13 protein-coding genes are annotated in these 21,364 nt (G+C 40.3%); 2 read left to right on the top strand and 11 right to left on the bottom strand.

Translation table 11 applies throughout. The features are described from left to right. Positions 1–3 precede the first annotated feature (3 nt). The 5 genes from DUL71_RS08700 to DUL71_RS08680 all read right to left on the bottom strand — a co-directional run bounded on the left by DUL71_RS08700 (position 4) and on the right by DUL71_RS08680 (position 13,421). On the bottom strand, positions 4–3,351 hold the full coding sequence (locus DUL71_RS08700; RefSeq protein ID WP_161964402.1) for an FG-GAP repeat domain-containing protein: 3,348 nt from the start codon (positions 3,349–3,351) through the stop codon (positions 4–6). After that, complete coding sequence (locus DUL71_RS08695; protein WP_114937735.1) at positions 3,338–6,640, bottom strand: VCBS repeat-containing protein; 3,303 nt, start codon at positions 6,638–6,640, stop codon at positions 3,338–3,340. The genes DUL71_RS08700 and DUL71_RS08695 overlap by 14 nt, the downstream gene beginning before the upstream one ends. A 70-nt stretch (positions 6,641–6,710) precedes the next feature. Next, a complete protein-coding gene (locus DUL71_RS08690) occupies positions 6,711–8,249 on the bottom strand; it encodes a RagB/SusD family nutrient uptake outer membrane protein (RefSeq protein WP_208645507.1) in 1,539 nt (512 codons plus the stop codon). A 10-nt stretch (positions 8,250–8,259) separates the two neighbouring features. Beyond that, positions 8,260–11,235 (bottom strand): SusC/RagA family TonB-linked outer membrane protein, encoded by a 2,976-nt coding sequence (locus tag DUL71_RS08685; RefSeq protein WP_161964401.1) that lies wholly within the window; start codon positions 11,233–11,235, stop codon positions 8,260–8,262. Between the two features lie 575 nt (positions 11,236–11,810). Then, on the bottom strand, positions 11,811–13,421 hold the full coding sequence (locus DUL71_RS08680) for a DUF6377 domain-containing protein (protein ID WP_114937732.1): 1,611 nt from the start codon (positions 13,419–13,421) through the stop codon (positions 11,811–11,813). Between the two features lie 442 nt (positions 13,422–13,863). Here DUL71_RS08680 and DUL71_RS08675 point away from each other — a divergent pair, with 442 nt between their 5' ends. Then, positions 13,864–14,292 (top strand): RNA recognition motif domain-containing protein, encoded by a 429-nt coding sequence (locus DUL71_RS08675; protein WP_114937731.1) that lies wholly within the window; start codon positions 13,864–13,866, stop codon positions 14,290–14,292. A gap of 72 nt (positions 14,293–14,364) precedes the next feature. Here the strand turns inward: DUL71_RS08675 and DUL71_RS08670 are convergent, their stop codons facing one another. The 3 genes from DUL71_RS08670 to DUL71_RS08660 form a co-directional block, all read right to left on the bottom strand. After that, positions 14,365–16,101, bottom strand: coding sequence for a phospho-sugar mutase (locus DUL71_RS08670; RefSeq protein WP_114937730.1), 1,737 nt, complete (start codon positions 16,099–16,101; stop codon positions 14,365–14,367). A gap of 423 nt (positions 16,102–16,524) precedes the next feature. Then, on the bottom strand, positions 16,525–17,913 hold the full coding sequence (locus DUL71_RS08665; RefSeq protein WP_114937729.1) for a serine hydrolase domain-containing protein: 1,389 nt from the start codon (positions 17,911–17,913) through the stop codon (positions 16,525–16,527). Positions 17,914–17,980: 67 nt separating this feature from the next. Next, positions 17,981–18,352: a DoxX family protein gene (locus tag DUL71_RS08660; protein ID WP_114937728.1), complete on the bottom strand. Its 372-nt coding sequence runs from the start codon at positions 18,350–18,352 to the stop codon at positions 17,981–17,983. 159 nt (positions 18,353–18,511) lie between these two features. Between DUL71_RS08660 and DUL71_RS08655 the strand changes: the two genes are divergently transcribed. Next, positions 18,512–19,786 carry a hypothetical protein gene (locus tag DUL71_RS08655; protein WP_154402347.1) on the top strand — a complete coding sequence of 425 codons (1,275 nt, stop codon included), beginning with the start codon at positions 18,512–18,514 and terminating at the stop codon, positions 19,784–19,786. On the opposite strand, the gene DUL71_RS08650 is transcribed toward DUL71_RS08655, so the two are convergent. The 3 genes from DUL71_RS08650 to DUL71_RS08640 all read right to left on the bottom strand — a co-directional run bounded on the left by DUL71_RS08650 (position 19,768) and on the right by DUL71_RS08640 (position 21,256). Beyond that, entirely contained in the window at positions 19,768–20,091 is a 324-nt protein-coding gene (locus tag DUL71_RS08650; protein WP_114937726.1) for an HTH domain-containing protein, read from the bottom strand. The genes DUL71_RS08655 and DUL71_RS08650 overlap by 19 nt on opposite strands. A 105-nt stretch (positions 20,092–20,196) precedes the next feature. Beyond that, a complete protein-coding gene (locus tag DUL71_RS08645; RefSeq protein ID WP_114937725.1) occupies positions 20,197–20,772 on the bottom strand; it encodes a dihydrofolate reductase family protein in 576 nt (191 codons plus the stop codon). Positions 20,773–20,833: 61 nt separating this feature from the next. Continuing rightward, on the bottom strand, positions 20,834–21,256 hold the full coding sequence (locus DUL71_RS08640; RefSeq protein WP_114938505.1) for a DoxX family protein: 423 nt from the start codon (positions 21,254–21,256) through the stop codon (positions 20,834–20,836). Positions 21,257–21,364 lie beyond the last annotated feature (108 nt).

The following is a 21,364-nucleotide window of genomic DNA, read 5'->3' as shown; positions in this document are numbered from 1 at the left end:
CCCTTATTTGCTTAACAACATTAAACGACCATCATAGGTTACCGCGAGATAGGTATTAGCGTTTGTTGATGTCTTAACTGGGGCCAGATATGTGATTTCCTGTGAATTAACCGCTGCATTTATTAAATAAGTTGGGGTATCAAATTGCTTGTTTTGTTTATTATAACGAAGATTTGCTAACCCAAGTGCATCATATTTGCCTTCATAAGGTACCACACCCCAAAAGTTTCCGTTCAGCAATATATCGCCATTACTATCTTTTAACAGCGATTTGAGTGGAGCCTGCTGATACAGGTATGGCAGCGGCACCATGGAAGATGCATGAAGCACATCACTCACGAAAATGCTATTAAATTGATTTACACTTAGACGGTTATTGTCATCAAGTTTATCCTTAAATATTTCTGAAGTGGTTTTGTCGGCCATTTTTTGATAACTAAGCCATTCCTTTTTAAGGTACGGAAGCTCCTGCTCCAAATCATTTTTAGGACGAAACGGGTAATACAGATCTTTATAAAAGTATGATAGGATCAGATCGTTTTTGCCATCTTTGTCCAAATCGGTATTATAGGCGTAAAGGGGTTGATCTGCTGTTACGTTGTATTTATTGTTAAGCCCCCAGTTCCCGGCAATAAGGTCAGCTTTACCGTCACCATCAACATCGGTTACCATAGCAGATTGCCACCAGCCTTTCTCTTTATCCAAAACCGGCGATGAAAAACGTTTTAAGGTTTTTCCATCATTCAGGAAAATATAAACCGGTTGCCATTCGGCAGTGATCAGCAAATCGGGTTTGCCGTTGTGATCGATATCTGTTGCTGTTATGCTGGTAACGTATTGCAGGTTTGTGACTTCATCATAAGTTTTGCTGCGGCTAATTTCAAACACTCCGTTGCCTTTATTTAGTAATATCGAGGAAGGGACAACGCTTGTATAATCTTTAAATGAAACTGCGCTGGTAAATAAAATATCATTCAAGCCGTCACCATTAAAATCAAATAAGGTAATTTTTGACGCCTGGTAATTAAGCTTAGGCAATGGCTGATATTCAAATTGAAAGTTCCCTTTATTTATATACAGGCGTGGCTGAACCAACTTTTCTGTTTCAAGAAATGGATGATTGGCGCTGATCACGATCAAGTCGGGCTTACCGTCGTTGTTGACATCGGCCCAGATAGCCTGTTCGTCGGCTGTGTTTTTATACTGATCAAACAGTGGCACTTTTATTTTTTTAAATCCGCCCGATTTATCACCTGCCAGAATGTATTTTTCTTCATCGACAATGCCTCCTACATAAATATCATCAATGCCATCGTTGTTAATGTCGGCTACGGCTAATGCCGGTGTGTGCTGTAAATAAGTGTGCGGTAAAAGGGAGTAGTAATTAAAATCAGGTGTGTCAAAGGTTTTAACCGACGCCAGAAGTCTTGATTGTATTGGTTTATAATCTAATTGTTTTCTGTCACTGATAAACGCGTCAATAACTTCAGTCACCGGTTTGCGATTATCAATGGTTTGAGGGTTATATCTTAGAATACTTTTTTGTCCGGGATTAAAATCTTTGATCAGCTCGTAGCTATTATCTGGCCATACTACCAATAATGACTCCGGTTTATCATCAGGTGCAAAGGTGAAAAGAAGCTCATTGTTTAAATTGCTCTCATAGGCATTACTGGTCTGTATTTCCTGGTGATCGATATGTTTTTTTGATTTAAGGAACAATTTAGTACCAATACCATCGCGGTTTAAAAGATTATATTTTACAGTATATTTAAGATAAGTCGGCTTATTCTCTTTACTGTTTTCTATAGTTGTATTGTTATAGATGTATGCCGGCTCGTCCATATTGTTGGTTACAATATCTAAATCGCCGTCATTATCCAAATCAACTGCTACTGAACCAGCCGATATGGAGGGCTGCTGCATGTCATTTGTCGAAGACGCATCCGTGAATTTCAACTTATCATCGCCATGATAAAAGTAGTTATGCACCCCCCCTTCAGGCATTTTATTGATCTTTTCCTTATCAAAAACACGGTTCTCTTTGTAGGCCTGCATCACCATGGGGTCACCAAGGTATTTCAGGTAATCCATATCATTCAGGCGGCGCTTGATTCCGTTGGAGAAGAACATGTCTTTCTTACCATCCATATCAAAATCCTGCACCAGGGGCGACCAAGTCCAGTCGGTAGCCGATACGCCGCTATATAAACTTAAATCAACAAACTTATTCCCGTTGCCAACATTCAGTTGCAGGCAATTTTTTGAGTATTGATAGTAATAGCCCGCGTTAACTTCCTGGTTATAAATATCCAAAGGCTCGTCATTTATGGTTGAGCGGAGCACTCTCATTTCTTCGGGAAGCATATCAGTACTGAGCACATCCAGATGACCATCTTTATTAATATCGCTGATGGTATTACCCATCGAAAACAGGCTGGTATGCCCGAAGGCGCTTTTCAATTGTTCCTTGAAAGTTCCGTTATGTTGATTGACATAATAATAGTCCTGCTCAAAAAAGTCATTACTAACGTAAATATCATCCCAGCCATCATTGTTTAAGTCACCTACGCTTACACCCAACCCGTAGCCAATGGGAGCCGAATAAATACCTGAACCCGCGCTTACATCCGTAAAGTGTCCATTATCGTTCCTGAAAAGATGATCGCCTGCATCATGACTATATTTGAATCGTTGAGTAGAATCACCGTAAGTATCATTGCTATGAACTGAAGAAGTAAGCAAGAACATATCCAGATCGCCATCCTTGTCATAATCAAAAAACGAAGCCTGGGTGGATAGCCCTGCAAAGTCAAGCCCATATTTGGCGGCGCTTTCAGTGAAAGTTAGATTTCCGTTATTGATATAAAGCTGGTTTTTACCCCTAAAAGTTTTATAGCCGGATACTACGCTAACATAAATATCTTTAAACCCATCGCCGTTAATGTCAACTACTGTTACGCCTGTTTTCCAATTGCCAGTACCGGCAGCACCCGCCCTATCTGTAATATCTTCAAACTTCATCCCTCCTTTGTTGATATACAGTTTGTTCGGGCCCTGGTTTGATACAAAATAAAGATCAGGAAGACCATCGTTATTAAAATCTGCGGAAGCTACGCCTGCCCCATTGTAGAAATAGAGATAGTCTAAAATATTAACCGAATCGGATACAATATTCTTATTTACAAAGGAAACCCCCGTTTCATTGGCTGGAAGTAGTTTAAATACGCCTTCCCCTGCTTTTTTAGGCTTGCAGGAAAACAAGCTGACCACACCAATGCAAAGCAGGATAAAGAAATAGTTAAAAATAGATCTGTTAAGCAGCATTATTGGGGTATTAGCGTAGTTCATAAGCTTTAAGCGGTTCGTCATTAATGCCGAACATATAATAATTTTTGCCTGCCGCATTTTTAATAGCTACCGATGAGCGTACCTGGCCGTTTAAATTGAGGCCTGTTTGGTTGGCGGAAAAATACGTAAATCCATTTTTTGTGTACTCGTAAACCAGGCCGCGATTAGCATCAAGTCTACCAACTTCCGGTTTAAAGCCATAAAAATTACCGCCTAAAATAATCTTCTTAGTGCCTGAATTATCTAAGTCAGCACATAGAATAGTATTTACCATAGATAGCTGAGCATCTGCAGGTAATGGTTTACATGTAAATTTACCGCCCCTATTTAAAAACACGGCCGAGGCCAAAAAGTTCATTTGATGCACTTCTGCACCGTCAAGCATTTCGGCTGTAAATACTTCCGTAAAAGGCTTGCCCGCGTAATCGATATACCTTAAAAATCGTTTTTTAAGGATAGGCATCTGACCAACCAGATCCGGTTTCATATGAAAAACGTAGTTTACGCCATCGCTTTTATACATAGAAGTTACACATTCTTTGGTGCCGTTATTATCGAAATCCTTCACATGGATTTCCATCGGTTGATTAGCTGATGCCCTGAACTTTAAATTAAGGCCAATATTGCCACCAATAATATCAAGAGTGCCATCGCCATCTACATCGGCAACTTCAAGACTGCTCCACCAGCCTTTGTAGTTAGTGAGCTGCTTATCTTCAGCAAATTTTCCTTTATTGTTTTTAAAGATCCTGATACCCATCCAATTTCCGGCAACTATCAAATCTGGTGAGCCGTTATTATCAATATCGGCCCATTTTGCCGCTGTTACCATACCCAATTTTGTATCATTTCCCAGTACTGCTTTGGATACATCGGTAAAATGACCATTGCCATCATTATGAAAAACAAATGATTGTGGCGAACAGCCATAAAGCCCGGGAACACTTCTCCCTCCTACAAACAGATCGGGCTTGCCGTCGCCATCATAATCTGCCGAAACAATTACAGAAGCGTTAACCGCTGCATGTAATGTTCTGTCAGGATCGCGACGGAAATTTCCTTTGCCATCATTTACAAAAAAGCGCGGATTGTAAACCGGGGTTTCGGCTTCATCAGCATTGCCTCCTACTCCTATTATCAGGTCCTGGTCGCCGTCGCCATCAAAGTCGCCAAAAACAGCTCCAGCATTTTCCAGATATTCCTGCTTTTTGAAATCTTCCGGAATGGTTTGTTTAAACCGCCCATCTTTTTGTTGTATATAGATAGCTGCGAAACTATTTTTCGAACTGCCAAAGTAAAAATCAGTAAGTCCGTCACCGTTAACGTCGCCGGTTGTCATATAAGGATTTTCTGTTGATAAGATTTGCAACATCAGACGCTCGTTGTCAAAATCAATAAAATCATCCTCCTTATGCCGCGGAATACTATCAAATATTGATTTGGTAACATCAGCAAACATTGTTTTGGCAACTGGCTTCGTCCAATTGTATTTAAGGCTGGCATCAGTCTGTTTAATCGTGTAAACCCGATCAGCAGCTACATTTTTCAGTAACTGGTAATTGTTGCCGGGCCATATCACCTGTACCGAATCAATTGATTGGTACTTACCGATGCCGATAGTAAGTAAATTAGGCGACGTGCAGCTTTGGAAGCCCCTGGTAGGCTGATTGTAATAAATCAGCGAACTGCCTTTCATGAAAACCTTTATGGTAGTGCCTATCCCAAATGTATTTAGCCCTGCCCCTTTTAATTTTAGCTGAATATGATGATTCCCATTTTTTTCGGCATTGTTCTTAAAAATAGATACCGGCGCGTTTTCATTATTTACAATAAGATCGTTATCGCCGTCATTATCAAGATCGGCGTAAGATGAGCCATTGCTAAAACCAGGATTATCCAAACCGAAATCGGCCGACTTATTGGTAAACGTAAGATTATGATTATTCAAATAAGCATAGTTGGAAATAGGCGATGACGCCATTTTATCCGTAAAGTCTTTGTAATCAAATTTCTTTCGGCCTTCGGCAATTTTTGCCATGTTATCGCGATTGCCTAAAAACTCAATATAATCCTGGTCGGTAAGATCTTTATAGATGCCATTCGATACAAAAATATCTTTCCATCCGTCATTATCCATATCAAACATTAATGCCCCCCAGCTCCAGTCTGTAGCTGCTACGCCTGAGTAAAATGCAGTTTCGGAAAACGTACCATCTGCATTACGGATCTGCAAACAGTTTTGCATGTATTGATTATAATAGCCATCGCGCTGTTTAGCCTTGATTACATCATATGATTCAAACGAAGTCATCTTTTTTAACCGCTGATCGCCTTCGGGCAACATTTCAGTGGTGAAGATATCGTACCGCCCATCGTTATTAATATCGGCGATATCCGAACCCATTGAGGCCAGGCTCAGGTGCCCGGTTTCATTTTGGATATCTTCTTTAAAAGTCCCATTTTTTTGATTGATGTAAAGATAATCGCGTTCAAAAAAATCATTAGAAACATAAATGTCGGGATAGCCGTCCTGGTTTATATCAGCTACAGAAACACCCAAGCCAAAACCGATGTCACTTGAATATATTCCTGCCTCTTTGGTAACGTTTGTAAAATGACCACCATCATTGCGATACAGGCGCGCGCCACCCAGTTCGTCAACTACGGCCCGTAAATTTTTACTAAAATCAAATGATTCTATAGGTCTGAAAGAGTTATTCAATACAAAGCAATCCAGATCGCCATCATTGTCGTAGTCAAAAAATATGGCCTGGGTTGATAATCCGTTATCCACCAGGCCATACTTTTGGGCTTCTTCCTTAAACGTGCCGTCATGCTGATTAATGAATAGTTCATTGCCCTTTTCGTTACCGCGGGCGTTACCGCTATGACAAACATAAATATCAAGCCAGCCATCGCCGTTGATATCAACCATGGTAGCTCCGGTGCTCCAGTATTTGGTACCTTTAACTCCTGCCTTATCCGTTACGTTCTCAAACTTCCAATTCCCTTTATTGATATAAAGTTGGTTGCCGCCCATGTTAGAGGTTAGGTAAACATCGTTTAATCCGTCGTTGTTAACATCACCAATAGCAACACCGCCGCCGTTATAATAATTACGAAAGGTAAAAACGTTTGTGCGGTCCTGGTCATTGAGTTTATTGGCAAAATTTATCCCAAGGGCTTCATTATTTTGCAGGGTAAACAGTGTTTGTTTATTAACACCATTACAGGCGCAAAGAGTAGTAAAGGCTATGAAAATTAGAAACAGGGGTGTTTTTGAATGCATATACTTTGCGAAAAAACAAACGTAGCGGAAATTTCCGCTACGTTCCTTTCAATCAAATAAATCTCAAATATTAATAACCTGCGTTTTGTTTAAGGTTAGGGTTGGTATCAACCGCGCGTTGAGGTATAGGATATACCGTTTTGCTTTTATCGGTTTTTGCCGGGCGCTGATCAACCGGATCGTTAAATTTCTCAAAGCGGATCAGGTCATTTCTTCTCCAGCCTTCCCAGTAAAGCTCACGGCCCCTTTCTGCAAGCATTGCGGTAAGATCAACAGTAGTTAAGGCTGTTGCGCCACGAGGTGTGCGGATAGAATTGACAAGCTGCAATGCCGTTTGGCCTGAGGGATCTGTACCACCGCGCAAAATAGCCTCTGCTTTTTCAAGTACAACGTCGGCATAGCGTAAAATCACGTAGTCATTTGATGTATTGTCATCATTAACGGTGTTATCTGCTTTTGGCTGAGGGAAGTATTTGAATACCCTGATGCCTTGCGCCTCTGTTGAGAAGTTAAGGTTAACATCGGGGGTAAAAACCAATGGCTTACCGCTACGTTGTGTCAAAGCTTTATGACCAGGGCCATATTGCTGCCCAACTGCAAAACCAGCTCTCAATCCAATTTTATCAGTCAAACCCGGATAATCTACACCGCGACGTTCGTCGGTTGCTTCAAATGAATTATAGAAATCGGCCAGTGTTGTGAAGCCATTCCAGCCATCCGGAGTTTGATTGTAATGCAAGCCCATTCTCCAACGGTTTTTGGCCGGAGCAGGCGAAGATGTTGCCGTGTTATAGAAACCAAATATGTTTCCGTGAGATTCCTCTGAATTGTCCCATGCAAAATCCTGGAAATACTTGCCTGCAGGTTCTAAGGTATATCCTGCAGCGGTAACCTTATTGGCATATTCGATCACCTTATCCATATCGGCTTTGGCGAAGGTAAAGGGACCTCCAACAGTGGTTGCTGCATAAACAGCCCTGTTGAGGTAAATCTTCGCCAGTAATGCCTGGGCAGCGGCCTTATTAGCTACACCAATATTTGCAGTGGTGGCTGCCAGGTTAGCTTCGGCAAATTCCAGATCTTTGATCATGAAATCAGTAGCTTCCGCACGTTTCATAACCGTAGGGATTGATGAAGTTGGCGCATCCGGGTCGCGCATTGGCTGCTGGCCGTACAAATCAACTACCTGGAACATAAAGTAAGCGCGTAAAAAACTTGCCTGTGCTTTAATGTTATTATCTGTAGCTTTTGAGATAACCTGTGTAGCGCGGAATACACCAATGTTTAACTGATCCCAGGTATCATTTACCTGATTGTGTGTAGGTGTCCAGGTATGGGTATGCAATTTGCGCCATGTGCCGAAATCGCCCCAGTCGGTACCGCGGGTTGGGCCCATCATTTCATCGGTTGGATGTTCCTGTAATGCGTAGGTATTAGCCTGGTCGGTTTGCCCGTATAATTGCGTGTAAACACCATTAAGTTCGGCGGATCCGGCATTGTTACCATATAACGATTTAGATCCGTAAAGTTTTTCATCCAGTTTTGCACAACCGGCTGCTGTTATCAGAACTAAGCTACATAGCGCTGCTCGTGATGTAATATTTTTCATTTTCATGTTATTAAAAGCCTGCGTTTAAACCAAAAGTGAATATGCGGGCTTTAGGATATGAGGTATAATCGATACCCTTTGAAGCCACATCGTTTCGTTGTTTATCTGTGTTAATTTCAGGATCCAAGCCAGAGTAGCCGGTGATCAGGAATAAATTCTGTCCTGTAAATGATACTCTTAAAGTTTTTATCGCCTTAGATTTAAGCGGGAATGTATACCCTAATGTGGCGTTACTTAATCTTAAGAAATCACCTTTTTCAAGAAAACGAGTTGATACCTCACCAGAGTTAAGCGGGTTTTCATTGGTTGCTGCTACTTCTTTTGTTACGTTACGACCGCTAACAAGGTTGCCTTTGTAAAAGAACGCGTTTGCAGTGTTATTGTAAATATAGAAACCAGTGGCCGCATTCAGGAAGAAGCTTAAGCTCCAGTTTTTATAATTAAAGTTATTGGTTAAGCTGGCGGTGAATTTAGGGTTAGGACTTCCCTGTAATGAAGATACGTCAACACCCTGAGGATAGATACTGAAGCCGTTTGCATCAAGGCCCTTATAATTTGGAACGTTGAAGGTATAAAGCGGCACGCCATTGGTGATCAACTGTGAATAAGCACCTGAAAGGCCTTGTCCGTCGATGTTACCTGTCACAATGTAGTTTTTGAAGTTTTTAAGCGTATTGCTTATAAAAGTCATGTTGTAAGCCACATCCCAGCTAAAGTCTTTTTGTTGAATAGCTGCAAGGTTTAATCCTACTTCGACACCTTTGTTGATTACGTTACCGTCCAGGTTTTTATAAATCCTTGAAGAGAACGTTGGCTGGGCGATATCCTGGAAAAAAAGCAGGTCTTTAATTGATTTATTAAAGTAATCGACAGAACCTGTTAACCTTCCTTTTATGATCGAGAAATCAAGACCAGCACCATAGGTGGTATTGGTTTGCCATTTCAGATCAGGATTGGCCTGGTATAAAGGAGCAACAACCGCACCTGGGAAATCCTGTAATTGCTGAACCGGTAATGAAGCATATGCAGGGATTTCCTGGTTGCCTGTTTTACCATAATTTAACCTAAGGCTCAAATCATCAAAAAGGCCATCTTTAGGCATAAAGCTCTCATTGGTTATACGCCATTTAACAGCCAAAGCCGGGAAGTTACCGTATTTGTGGTTAGCACCAAAACGTGATGAACCATCCCTCCTGATTGTACCAGTAACGATATAGCGGTCTTTGTAAGAATAATTTACACGTGCAAAGTATGATTGCAGTTTATAGCTTGAGCTATCACCAACCGGGTAAGGCAGATGGGTTTTAAAATCATTATAATTTTTAACCAATACGCCGGCTGTTGAAGTGCCAAAACCAAACTCGTTACGGTTAAAGTTTTTAAAAGTTTGATATGAGTAACCAGCCAAAGCGGTGAGCGAACTTCCATCCTTCCACTTCTTATCGTAGTTTAAGGTATGCTCAGTTGTATAATTGGTTAATTCGTTATGCGTAAGAATGGCAGTACCGTTACCTGTTGGCGAAGGGAAGTTTACCTGCCTGATACCGATAGCATCGGTATAACCAACTATTTTAGGATCATAAAATGTTTTTCTTAATCCTCTTGATATGTCAGCTCCAAAGTTGCCTTTGTATGAAAGGCCTTCAAATAACTTTAAAGTGAGTGTAAGGTTATTTAAAAACCTATTGATGTTGTCCCTGTCGTCTATCTGGTTTAATAATGACACGGGGTTCCTGAAACTGTTACCATTAGGATAACCGGCGTCATTGTATCCATTTAAGTTAAAATACCTGCCTTGCGCGTCAAATACCGGTGCTGTAGGGTTTAGCTGTATCGCAGCACCTACTAAGCTTCCGTTAAAGCCGGCGTTATTTGTGATTGGGGCGTATTGGTTTTTAACATTTGAATAGGTTGACTGGAGGTCTAACTTGATCCTGTCATTTAAGAACGATTTGGAAGCATTGATACGACCGTTCAAGCGTTTTAATCCGGAGTTTTTCACGATACCCTGTTGGTCATCATAACCAAAAGAAGCCCGGAAACTTGCCGTATTATCTTTGCTTGCCCCACCCAGGCTCAGGTTGTAATTTTGAGATATAGGGCTGCGGAAAATTTGTTTTTGCCAATCGGTATTGCCGCCGTAATCAATACCCCCATCTGCAACAGGGCTTGCATTAGCGCCAACCGCCGCTACCGCTTTCAAAAACGCGTCTCTGCCCAGTACATCATAACGTTTAGCCGTACTTGAAATACTTGTGTTTGATGAAAATTGAATACCCTGGCCCTTGCGTCCTTTGCGGGTAGTAATTAAAATTACGCCGTTTGCACCGCGTGAACCATAAATAGCAGCAGACGATGCATCCTTTAATACAGATATATTTTCGATATCGGCTGGATTTAAGAATGCCAAAGGGTTACGGGCAGATGAGCTACCTGCACCAACACCATAACCACCGCTTGTACCGCCACCATTGTCCAATGGCACACCATCAACTACATAAAGAGGTCCGTCTCCGGAACGGATAGAACCGGCACCACGAATAGCGATTGTAGCGCCTGCTCCAGGCTCGCCACTTGAAGGGGTAACTTGTACGCCCGAGATGCGGCCTTGAAGTAACTGATCCGGCGTTGAAATTACACCTTTGTTAAAATCTTTAGTGCTTAATGAGGCTACCGAACCCGTAGCGTCGCGTACACGCTGGGTACCGTAGCCAATTACTACAACTTCATTTAACGCCTTACTGGCCGATTCCATTTGCACATCAATTGAAGTGCGGCCATTAATTGGCACTGTGACATTCAGATAGCCTACGTAAGTAAAAGTAAGGCTGGTAGTGTTCTGGGGGACCGAGATTCGGTACCCGCCGTCGACATTGGTGATAGTTCCGCCGGATGCTCCTACAGCAGTAACAACAGATACGCCAATTAACGAAGAACCATCTTTTTTGTCGGTTACTTTACCTGTTATTACCTTATTCTGGGCCATAGCTGGCTCCATTAAAAAGAGAAAAACAGCAAAGAAACATACTTTGAGTAAATGTTTAATTTGCATAAAACTTGAGATTTAGTTGAAATTGGTTTGTTATTGGGTTTAGTTTTTAACCCGTAAGAAGAGCTCCAACATTTTTTACGAAATTATGCTAATATGGTTTCGCGGTATCATAATAAATAATATCCAAAGCATATGCACAAATGTCATGAAAACAATGCCTGTACCAGCGGATAGCAGGTTAGTACAGGGAAAAGGTTAACAATAACTGGTCGTTTAAAAATGTAATGGTTTACAATTATTACATGTTAAAATCTAATGCAATTTAATTATAAATAAACTCAGAAAAAGGTTTTCAACGGTTAACAATGGTGAAAATGGCTTATTTTAATATTTTTATAAACTTTTTCGATGTTTTTTAAATTTAAAAATCTAAAAATCAATTAGTTGTATAAAATTATATAGCGAAAAATATAATGCTTTTTTATGCATTTATGATACTTTTATGCAAAAAAACCTGTGAGATTTTGAGGCCTTACAGGTTTATTATGAGGTTAATTGTAACAAAAAAGTTAATCGTAGTCAAAGGCCTTGATATCCATAATGCGTTGCTCAAACTGATCCGGATGAAGAGATTTGGCTTTAATCCGCATTTTGTAAACATAGATTGTATTGACAGAATACTCCAGTATTTTAGCAATGGTTTCATTATCCGCAATACCCATTCTGATAAGCGCGAATATCCGGAGATCTGTATTTAATACTTCGTCTTCATCGGGCCAGATCTGGTCTTTCTCGGCAAAGAGGCTGTTAAATACCGTAATGAAATTGGGGAAAATCTTTAAAAAGATATGATCAAAACTGTAGTACAGGTTTTCCCTTTCTTTTTTGATATCTATGTTATCTATAAATGTATGAATAGCGTCATACTTCTTCATAGAGAGTTTGGCATCTATCGAAATCTTAAGATTTTCGAGCTTGACAATATAACCCGAAATAGCTTTAAAAAACTGCCCTATATATTCCTCCTTAATTTTAGCATCTTCAATTAATTTGCCGTTAATGTGGTTTAACTGCACATTTTTCCCTTCAATGATGGCTTCCTTAACCTTAAGCTTTTTTAATTGTTTAACAATCATCACCAGGAAAAACGCCACCAGCAAGGCAAGTGCGGTAATAATTAATAAAAACATCAGGAAACGATTTTTTTGATGCTCGGTATTATTGAGCTCCGCAGCGGCAATTAGCGGCAATATAGCCCCTATTTGTATTTTACGTTGACGGGCGCCGTAAAAATCGGCATCAGCTTTGGCGAGTTGAATAAAACTATAGGCATCTTTAATATTATCCTGCTTATACAATAACTCGGCAAGGGTAAATAAGGCGACAGTTTCACGGGTGGACGATTTTATGTCAGCTATCGCGGAACGGATCATCAGGTTCAAACCCTCTTCGGGTTCATTATCTTCGAGGCAGATAGCACCTAACGAACACGATACCATAGCGCGGAGGTGCATGGAGATAGGCATGTCCCTTTCCAGTAATTTTTTAAACCTGATACGCCCTTCTTTATAGTCTTTTTTCTGATAATCCTGCAATGCAAGCAGGTAGGTATGCATTATATGGTCGTTACCACAAAACGAAACTGCCGAATCAATGTATTTATTCCCTGCAGAAATATAATCGGGAGTGAAATATTTGTCATTACTATACTTTGCCAGGTCGTAATTACATCTGCCTAAAAAAAAATAATAATCAACCTTATCTACATTGCTCAATGCCTTTACATCTACTTTACGTAAATAATCAAAGGTTTCATTAAACATGCCTGATGAGAGCAAGATGAAAGCCATCCTGACATAGCTATAATACTCTTTCTTTTTGTTACCGGTTACTTTGCTCAGCGATATCATTTTATCGACATAAACATAGGCCGAATCAAACTGGTATGATTTGTATTCGGTATACAGCTTATCCCAGGTATCAAACCTGGCATCGTAGTCGGTTTGTGAAAGCTTGGATTGATAAGCTTTTAACTTTTGAATCCTTACATCTTTAGCCCCGTCGTATACATTTTTCTTTGCTATTTCATTTTTTAGTTCTTCGAGTAAAGAGTTGGTATCAGTTAACGCATTTGCTGAAAGACTTAATAATGAAAAGAGCAGATAGAAGATGTATTTCATTTTTATTGTAAAGGTTTAAAAAAAATAATGCAACTGATTGCCTGGTATTTAATCAAACACACAAATTCAGCAAATCAAATACTTAATGAGCTAATTAAAACGTCAAACTAACAGGTTGTCATTTTGAGAACAATGGCATACTGTTCCCTGGTTTATCTTCTCAAATATATGGATTTGAAGCATTGCTAATGCGTTTTAGTTTTGTTTTTTTGATAGTTTTGACCTTATTTGAAAAGTGATCGGAAATTCATTTACACACTTAAGCACATTGCGAACAGTGATTGCGTAAGGCGCAAAACACCTCCTTTATGCCGTAATTTACCCTTAAAGGTTAGTTATTGAAAATAAACTTTGCTTTTAGCGTAAAAACATCCTTTATTTAAAAAAAATCAAACGAAATTTGTATACGGTGGTTATCTATCATCTTAATCTCAATTTATAAATGGTCAAATTATTTGTAGGCGGCTTTCCTCTGGAAATGACAGAGCTGGAACTTGTTAAAATGATAGGTCCGCATGGTGATGTGGAAACAATAAAAATTGTGCGTGATAAAAAGACAAGAATATGCAAGGGATACGCATTTCTTGAAATGAAAGACCGTACGGGAGCCGAAAATGCGGTAATAGCTTTAGATGGAACCGAAATCGGCGACCGGGTATTAAGCGTAAAAATAAACGACGACTTTGTTAAGAAAACTCCGCCGCCACGTAAATCTTTCGGCTATGGTAACAATAATAACCGAAGCAATAATTACGGCAACAGAAATAATGATAACAGGAGTTACAACAGTCAAAGTAATTACAGAAGTAGTAATAGCAACGAACAGTCGCCGTCAGGTGAACGACCAAGGCGCCCAAGAAAAACGATGTAAAAGCTTTTCAATAAGGCATAAAAAAACCGGCTAAATCAAATAGCCGGTTTTTTTATAGCGTGTTTATCAGTTTTAAACACCAAGGTCTTGCATAATTGAGGCAATCTTGGCATCAAGCTGTTTATCGGTTTCAGTATACACTTCTTTGCTATCAAGCTTTCCGTTTACGCTGCAATAGAATTTAATTTTAGGCTCTGTTCCTGAAGGACGGGCAGAAATAATACTTCCGTCTTCGGTAATGAACTGTAAAACATCAGACGCGGGTAATTCAATTGGCTTGGTTGTATTGTTCACAAGGTCGGTTTCAACGCGTTTTTCGTAATCTTTAAGCGTAGTAACTTTTGAACCACCCAAGGTAGCCGGAGGATTGGTACGGAATTTCTCCATCATCTCTTTGATCTCTTCGGCACCGGTTTTTCCTTTTTTAGTTAAAGAGATCAGTTTCTCTTTGTAAAAACCATATTGTACATAAGTGTCAATTAAGGCTTCAAACAAGCTGCTGCCTTTATCTTTGTAATAAGCAGTCATTTCGGCAATGAACGCGCTTGAAACAACGGCATCTTTATCCCTTACCAATTCGCCTATTAAATAACCATAGCTTTCTTCGCCACCACCAATAAAGGTTTGTTTACCTTCAAATTGGGTCATCAGTTCGCCAATATATTTAAAGCCGGTTAGCGTGTTATAATAAGTAACATTCTTGGCTTCTGCTATGCGTTCGATAAGGTTGGTAGTAACAATGGTTTTAACGATATACTCCTTGCCGGTAAGCTTACCTTTTTCTTCCCAGGCACTTAATAAATAATTAATAAGCATTGCGCCGGTTTGGTTACCATTAAGCAGGATAAACTCACCATTGGTATCTTTTACAGCTATACCAACACGGTCGGCATCAGGGTCTGTAGCCAAAACAAGATCGGCGTCGGCTTCCTGCGCTTTTTTAAGAGCAAGTGTTAAAGCTTCTTTCTCCTCTGGATTTGGATATACTACTGTAGGGAAATTGCCATCTGGAGTAATTTGCTCGTCAACCAGTATCACGTTTTCGAAACCAAATCTTTCCAAGGCTTGCGGTACTAAAGTTATACCTGTACCATGAATTGGAGAATAAACTATTTTTAGGTCTTTTTGACGGGCAATAGCATCAGGCGAAACAGAAAGTTCAGTGATCTTGCTCAGGTAAAGTTCGTCGATATCCTCTCCTATTTCTTCAATATTAGCATCAACGCGATTGAATTTGATCTCATCGATACTACTGATCGCGGCAACTTCGTCCATTACAGCTTTGTCATGAGGCGAAACAAACTGGCCACCATCGGCGCCATAAGCTTTATAGCCGTTATATTCTTTAGGGTTGTGAGATGCAGTAAGCATTACACCACTTTTACAGCCTAAATGGCGTACAGCAAATGAAAGCTCAGGAGTTGGGCGAAGCGCCTTGAAAAAATAAACATGAATATCATTAGCAGAGAAAACCTCGGCAGTGATAGTTGAAAAGAAATCAGCATTATTACGGCTGTCATGGGCAATTGCCACCTTGATTTTTTCGCCTGGGTATGTTTTTTTCAGGTAATTAGCTAAACCTTGAGTTGCCGCACCTATGGTATATTTATTAATACGGTTTGAACCTGGCCCCATAGTGCCGCGAAGGCCGCCTGTACCAAATTCCAGATCACGATAAAATGAGTCAGTCAGTTCGGTGTACGCCTTATCGTCAATTAACTTTTGGATTTCCTGCTTTACATCAGCATCATAATTTCCTTGAAGCCATGAGTTTGCTTTTTGAAGAATGGTGGGGTCTAATTCCTGCATAAGTGGTTGTATGTTTTCAAATTATCTGGTTCGGTTTTGCTTCAAATATGGCAATAAATAACCAATGAAGAACGCCTTAAAGTTAAATCATCTTTTTAAATATGCCAGCCCAAAAAATGAATAAGTTTTGGGTCGATAGTACTTAAACAACACGGTTTAATTTTGTTCTGACAACAACATTTTATTAATAAAGTTTGCGGATTTTGAAAGATCTGATATCCGGATACCGTACCCCTGTTTATAGAGATTTAATCAGCGGCAGGTTGGTATTGATAAAGAGATGGTTACTACTTCAATAGCAAAATGCCTGTTAGCCGGTTTGCCTGCGCAAACCGGCATAAACAGACGGATATATAGGAGTTGGTAAGTGTTTGCGAAAATTTAGCCTGCCAGTAAACCCCTTATCTTTTACTGCAGGCTCCCCTATTTATCCAATTCGGCTATGAATTTTTTGGCGTTATCATTTGCCGGATCAAGCTGTAACGACTTTTTATAATTCAGCAACGCTAATGATTTATTACCCTGATTGTAATATGCTTCACCGAGGCTATCAAACACATTGCCCGATTTTGGGAATAGTTGGGTATTATACTCAAAAACCCGAACGGCATCGGCCAGCTTTTTTTTACTCATTAAATAATAGCCGGTTTCGTTTAAAATGCTTTCATCGTCAAAGCTGTATTCGTCACCGTGTTTGGTTTTGAGGTCCTTATAGAAATTGACGATTTGCTCGCCACTCATTAAATCCAGCTTTGCGCTAAATGTATCCAGGAACGATCTCTTCACCTGGGCATAAGGTTTACCCTCTAAAATAGCCTCAATGGATTTTTCGATCGAATACAAGTTTCCCTGCTTATTGTTAGTCATCAAAATAATGGTAATACCTTCAGGTACCTTACTTACCAATAAAGCCTGATAATTTAACGAGGTGCCATCATGAACGTGGCTAATCATTTTATCACCATCCATGCTGCCTCCGCCAAGGCCCGACTGCCTTCCAGGGGTTACTCCGTTAATGATCTCTCGGGTAGCAACGGGACTTATCAGTTTAAATTTTGCTATCGCGTTTGCCCATGCGTAGAAATCGTCAAGCGTTACAGCCGTCCAGCCAGATATAGGGTAAATAAGGTCGTCGGTCTTGCCGTCATTGTTAAATGACCGTGCGATAAGCTTGTCGTTTTCGATAGGGTCAACAATAGCCGTATTCATGCCAGCAGGTTTCAATTCACAATCCTCAACAAATTGTTTAAAGCTGAGGCCCGTTATTTTCTCGATAATGCGTCGCTGCAGAAAAACATTGTTATTATTATAGGCATACTTTTTACCTGGCTCAAAATCAAGCGAATCAATCTTTATTAAATCGGCCATATTATCGGCGTCGTTCTTTGCCGTTTTCCATTTCACATCGGGTAAGCCACTGGTGTACTGTAATAGGTTAATGATCCTGATCTTACTTGCCCATGCAGGCAATTGGGGCAGGTATTTAGATACTTTATCATCAAGGCTTAACTTACCTTGTTCTTCAAGCATCATGATACCAACAGCGTTAAACTCTTTCGCTATCGACCCGATGTGAAAGCGGTACTGATCTGTAAGCTTTGTTGTTTTGGCAGCATCGGCATATCCGATAGCTGTTTTATAAATAACTTTTCCATGATCGGTAACTAAAACATTACCACTAAACAAGCCTAACCTGTTTGCCCTTTGAATTAGGGTATCAATATTAGCAACCTTGCTTTGCTGGCTAAATGCTTTACCTGTACCAAAAGCAAACATCGCTAACAGAAAAGCGTATTTTAAATTCAATTTCATAATGTGCAGATTCATAGTAAAGAGACTACAGCAAACACATTTATGTTACATGTTATTTCGGTATTAATTAACCCTCCCGTTCATATATCGCCGCCAGTATAAAGGCACACGATGCAAGCCCGGTATCTTTCATGGCATTGGTTATTTTACCCGCATCAAAATGACTGTTGACAAGCAATGGGATATGTATGGTTAATATAAATACCCATATCATACATCCCAGCAAAAAACAGCCCCATTGAGCATATAAATTAACATAGATACTTACGGCTGCAGCTATTAGCGCCACGGCGGTAAAATACACCCAAAACAGGTGGAAAGGAATCCAGCTGGGCACAAGGGTTGCCACAAAATCGGCATATATAAAATGCTGAATGCCGAATATAAACATTACCGTTGCGTAAATATATGCGCTACTCCTGCTTAATACTTGTTTCATTGTTGGTTAGGTTATGGTATATTTAGGTTTAAATATTTTGAATTGCTGATAAAATTAGTTTGCCTGTAAGGCTATCGCAATTCACAGCTTGTACAAGTTGGTACAAGCCTGTACAAATAGTATTTGAACCTGTTTACCGGCTATTTTTGACCAATGGATATGCCCGCACAAGAGTTATTGATTACCGAACTGATAAAACAATACGAGACTTTCACCGGCTGGGGTGACAGCACAAACTGGAAAAACCAGGATTTTATAAACCTAAGCGAAAAGATCCGCGAGAAGACAGGCGCGTCTATAAGTCATGTTACGCTGAAGCGCATCTGGGGCAAAGTTAAATATGACAGTCTGCCAAATACTTACACTATGGATACCCTGGTTCAATTTTTAGGTTATGAAAACTTTAGGGCTTTCAGCACTCAATTTGTTCCGGTTGACAAACCGGGCAAACAACAAAAATCTAAACCACAACCGGTAAAAAAAACATTCAGGTCTCTGCCCTATGCATTGGGTGTTTTAACCTTAATGGGAATTTTATTGGTTGTGATCATAGCTTCGCGCACCGAGCGCCCTGTGCCGCCGATAGTGGCTAAGGATTACAAGTTCAACAGTAAAAAAGTGATTACTTCGGGTTTGCCTAATTCGGTGGTGTTTGATTTTGACGCGACTAAATCTCCTTACGATTCAGTTGCTATCCAGCAATCATGGGACAGGCATTTGCGGGTTAATGTTTCTAAAAATGACCATCAGCATACCTCTATCTATTACTTCCCGGATTTTTATTACGCCAAGCTCATTGTAGGCGGTAAAATTGTAAAACAGCATGAATTGTTTGTTGAATCAAATGGGTGGCTGCCTGTTGTTGAAAAGCAGCCGGTGCCCGTTTATTATGAAAAAAAGGATGCAATGGCAGATGGCAAGCTTTCCTTGTCGCCTGAAAAGATCAAGGAGCGGAATATCCCCATGCAGCCTACCCCTCCTTATGTGGTTTATACCAATGTGAGAGATTTTGGAGAGGTCTACAGCGATGACTTCACTTTTGAAACATCGGTAAAAAACAACTATAACGAAGGCGCGGCTGCCTGTCGCTCAAGCACTATTTATATTCTGTGCAAAGGCACGGCTATTTGGATCCCTTTAAGTGCTAAAGGTTGTGTATCCGATCTGGATATGTACTTTGCCGGGTATGAAGTGTCGGGCAAGAAGCACGATCTCTCTGCCTTTGGGGTTGATTTTGAGAAATATGTACTGCTCAAAATAGTATCCCACAATGGCAAGGCGCAAATTTTTATTGATAACAAGCAGGTTTACACGGTAGATAAAGGTATTGGCCGGGCCAAAATAATCGGAATTGTTTATCGCTTTCAGGGCACCGGAGCGGTAGATTATGTGCGACTGAGCAATGGAAAGGTAAACTACGATGATGAGTTTTGAGGATCATTATTAAACTGACGGAAAATAACAGACAAAACCTCATTTTTTATAACGGGTGGGATAATCATCATTGGCTGAGAAAGAATTTCGCTGTTGTTGCCAGGTGATGGACAGCTTCCAACTAAAACAAAACAGCCTTTTTCTGGCTCAAATGTTACTGTTATTTTTAGTTGTTTTAGTGCCTCAAGGTCCTGATAGGCGGTGCGCGTGCTGATATGAAATTGTGCTTTCAATAGCTCAATGGAAACCACATCCCTGGTTTGCAGTAACACCAATACCCTGAGCAACCTGTCGGCCCTATTCATAGCACATTATATTTATTCACACAAATGTGCTAATGGCTATTGACAACAGTGTGTCAGTAGTAAAAGGCTTCCTATGAATTCATCTTGTTTACTAATCCCTGCTAATCAATTAGGCGATTGATAAACCATCAAAATCACACCTGACGAAAAAACCTTTTGCGACAACAATTTTAAAGGTAATGAGCTTTTCAGCCCATTAAAGAGCGGCCGGCCATTACCTAAAATTACCGGGTGTACCCAAAGCTGGTATTCATCAATTAAATTAACCGCCGCCAGCTTTTTAACAACGCTAATGCTTCCGTAAGTTAGGATATCGCGGCCGTTTTGCTTTTTCAGTTTCCCTATAACTTGTTTCAGATCACCTTTCAGCAGTAGCGAATTATTCCACCACGCAGCGTTCATTGTTGAAGATATTACCACTTTTTGATAGGTATTCATCATATCGGCATAAGCTATATCTGTACGTGGGAAATTCATGCTTTTAGCCTGAAAGGGCCAATATGCGGCCATAGCCTGGTAGGTATTTTTACCCAATAAGATTGTATCCGCCTTACTTAACAACTCAGCAGTAGTTTCGGCTATTTCATCAGACCAGTAGGGTGAGTGCCAGTCAAGCCCCTCATCTTCCGCTGCCACAAAGCCATCCAGTGTTATATTCAGGGATACTGTCAGTTTACGCATAATATTAAACAAGCAAACCGGGTTTAACAGATAAACCCGGGGTTAAGAAAATGGTGCATTATTAAGCGAGTTCGGTATTGCCTGCAAGCCTGGTATTGGTTACATTAAGATCTTTTACCTGCTCGTATTTTTTCCATAAGTAATAGGTAAAGAACATGACGATTAACATCACTACGGGCGGGACAAGCATTGCACCTCCGGCCCCAATTGCATACCATGATAAAAACGCGCCGATAAAACTGATGGTAAAGCCGGAATAAGCCCATTCTTTAAAAACCTTGTATTTGGTTTGTGCAATGGCCAGCACACCCGCTATTTTTGCCGATCCCATAATTACCAGCAGGTACATAGGATATCCCAGTTTTGCTAATGAATCTTTGCCCGCCTGCTGCATGGTAATGCCGCCATAAGCGTCGCCAAGCATTGCCAATAGAAAAAGAGTAGTGAAGATCCAGTACAGGATTTTAATTGTTTTTGGTTTCATGTTGATATTGTTTTTTGTGTGATTGCTGATTTGTTTACGGTACAAAGTTATCGCTGGGCATAAAGCCACGTAATGTGCAAAAAGGACTTATTAAGGGGTTGATTGCGA

The sequence above is a fragment of the Mucilaginibacter endophyticus genome (assembly GCF_003351025.1).
GTDB classification, from domain to species: Bacteria; Bacteroidota; Bacteroidia; order Sphingobacteriales; family Sphingobacteriaceae; genus Mucilaginibacter; species Mucilaginibacter endophyticus.
Note: the sequence above shows the minus strand (reverse complement) of the source record. Positions and strands in the feature narration are given on the sequence as shown.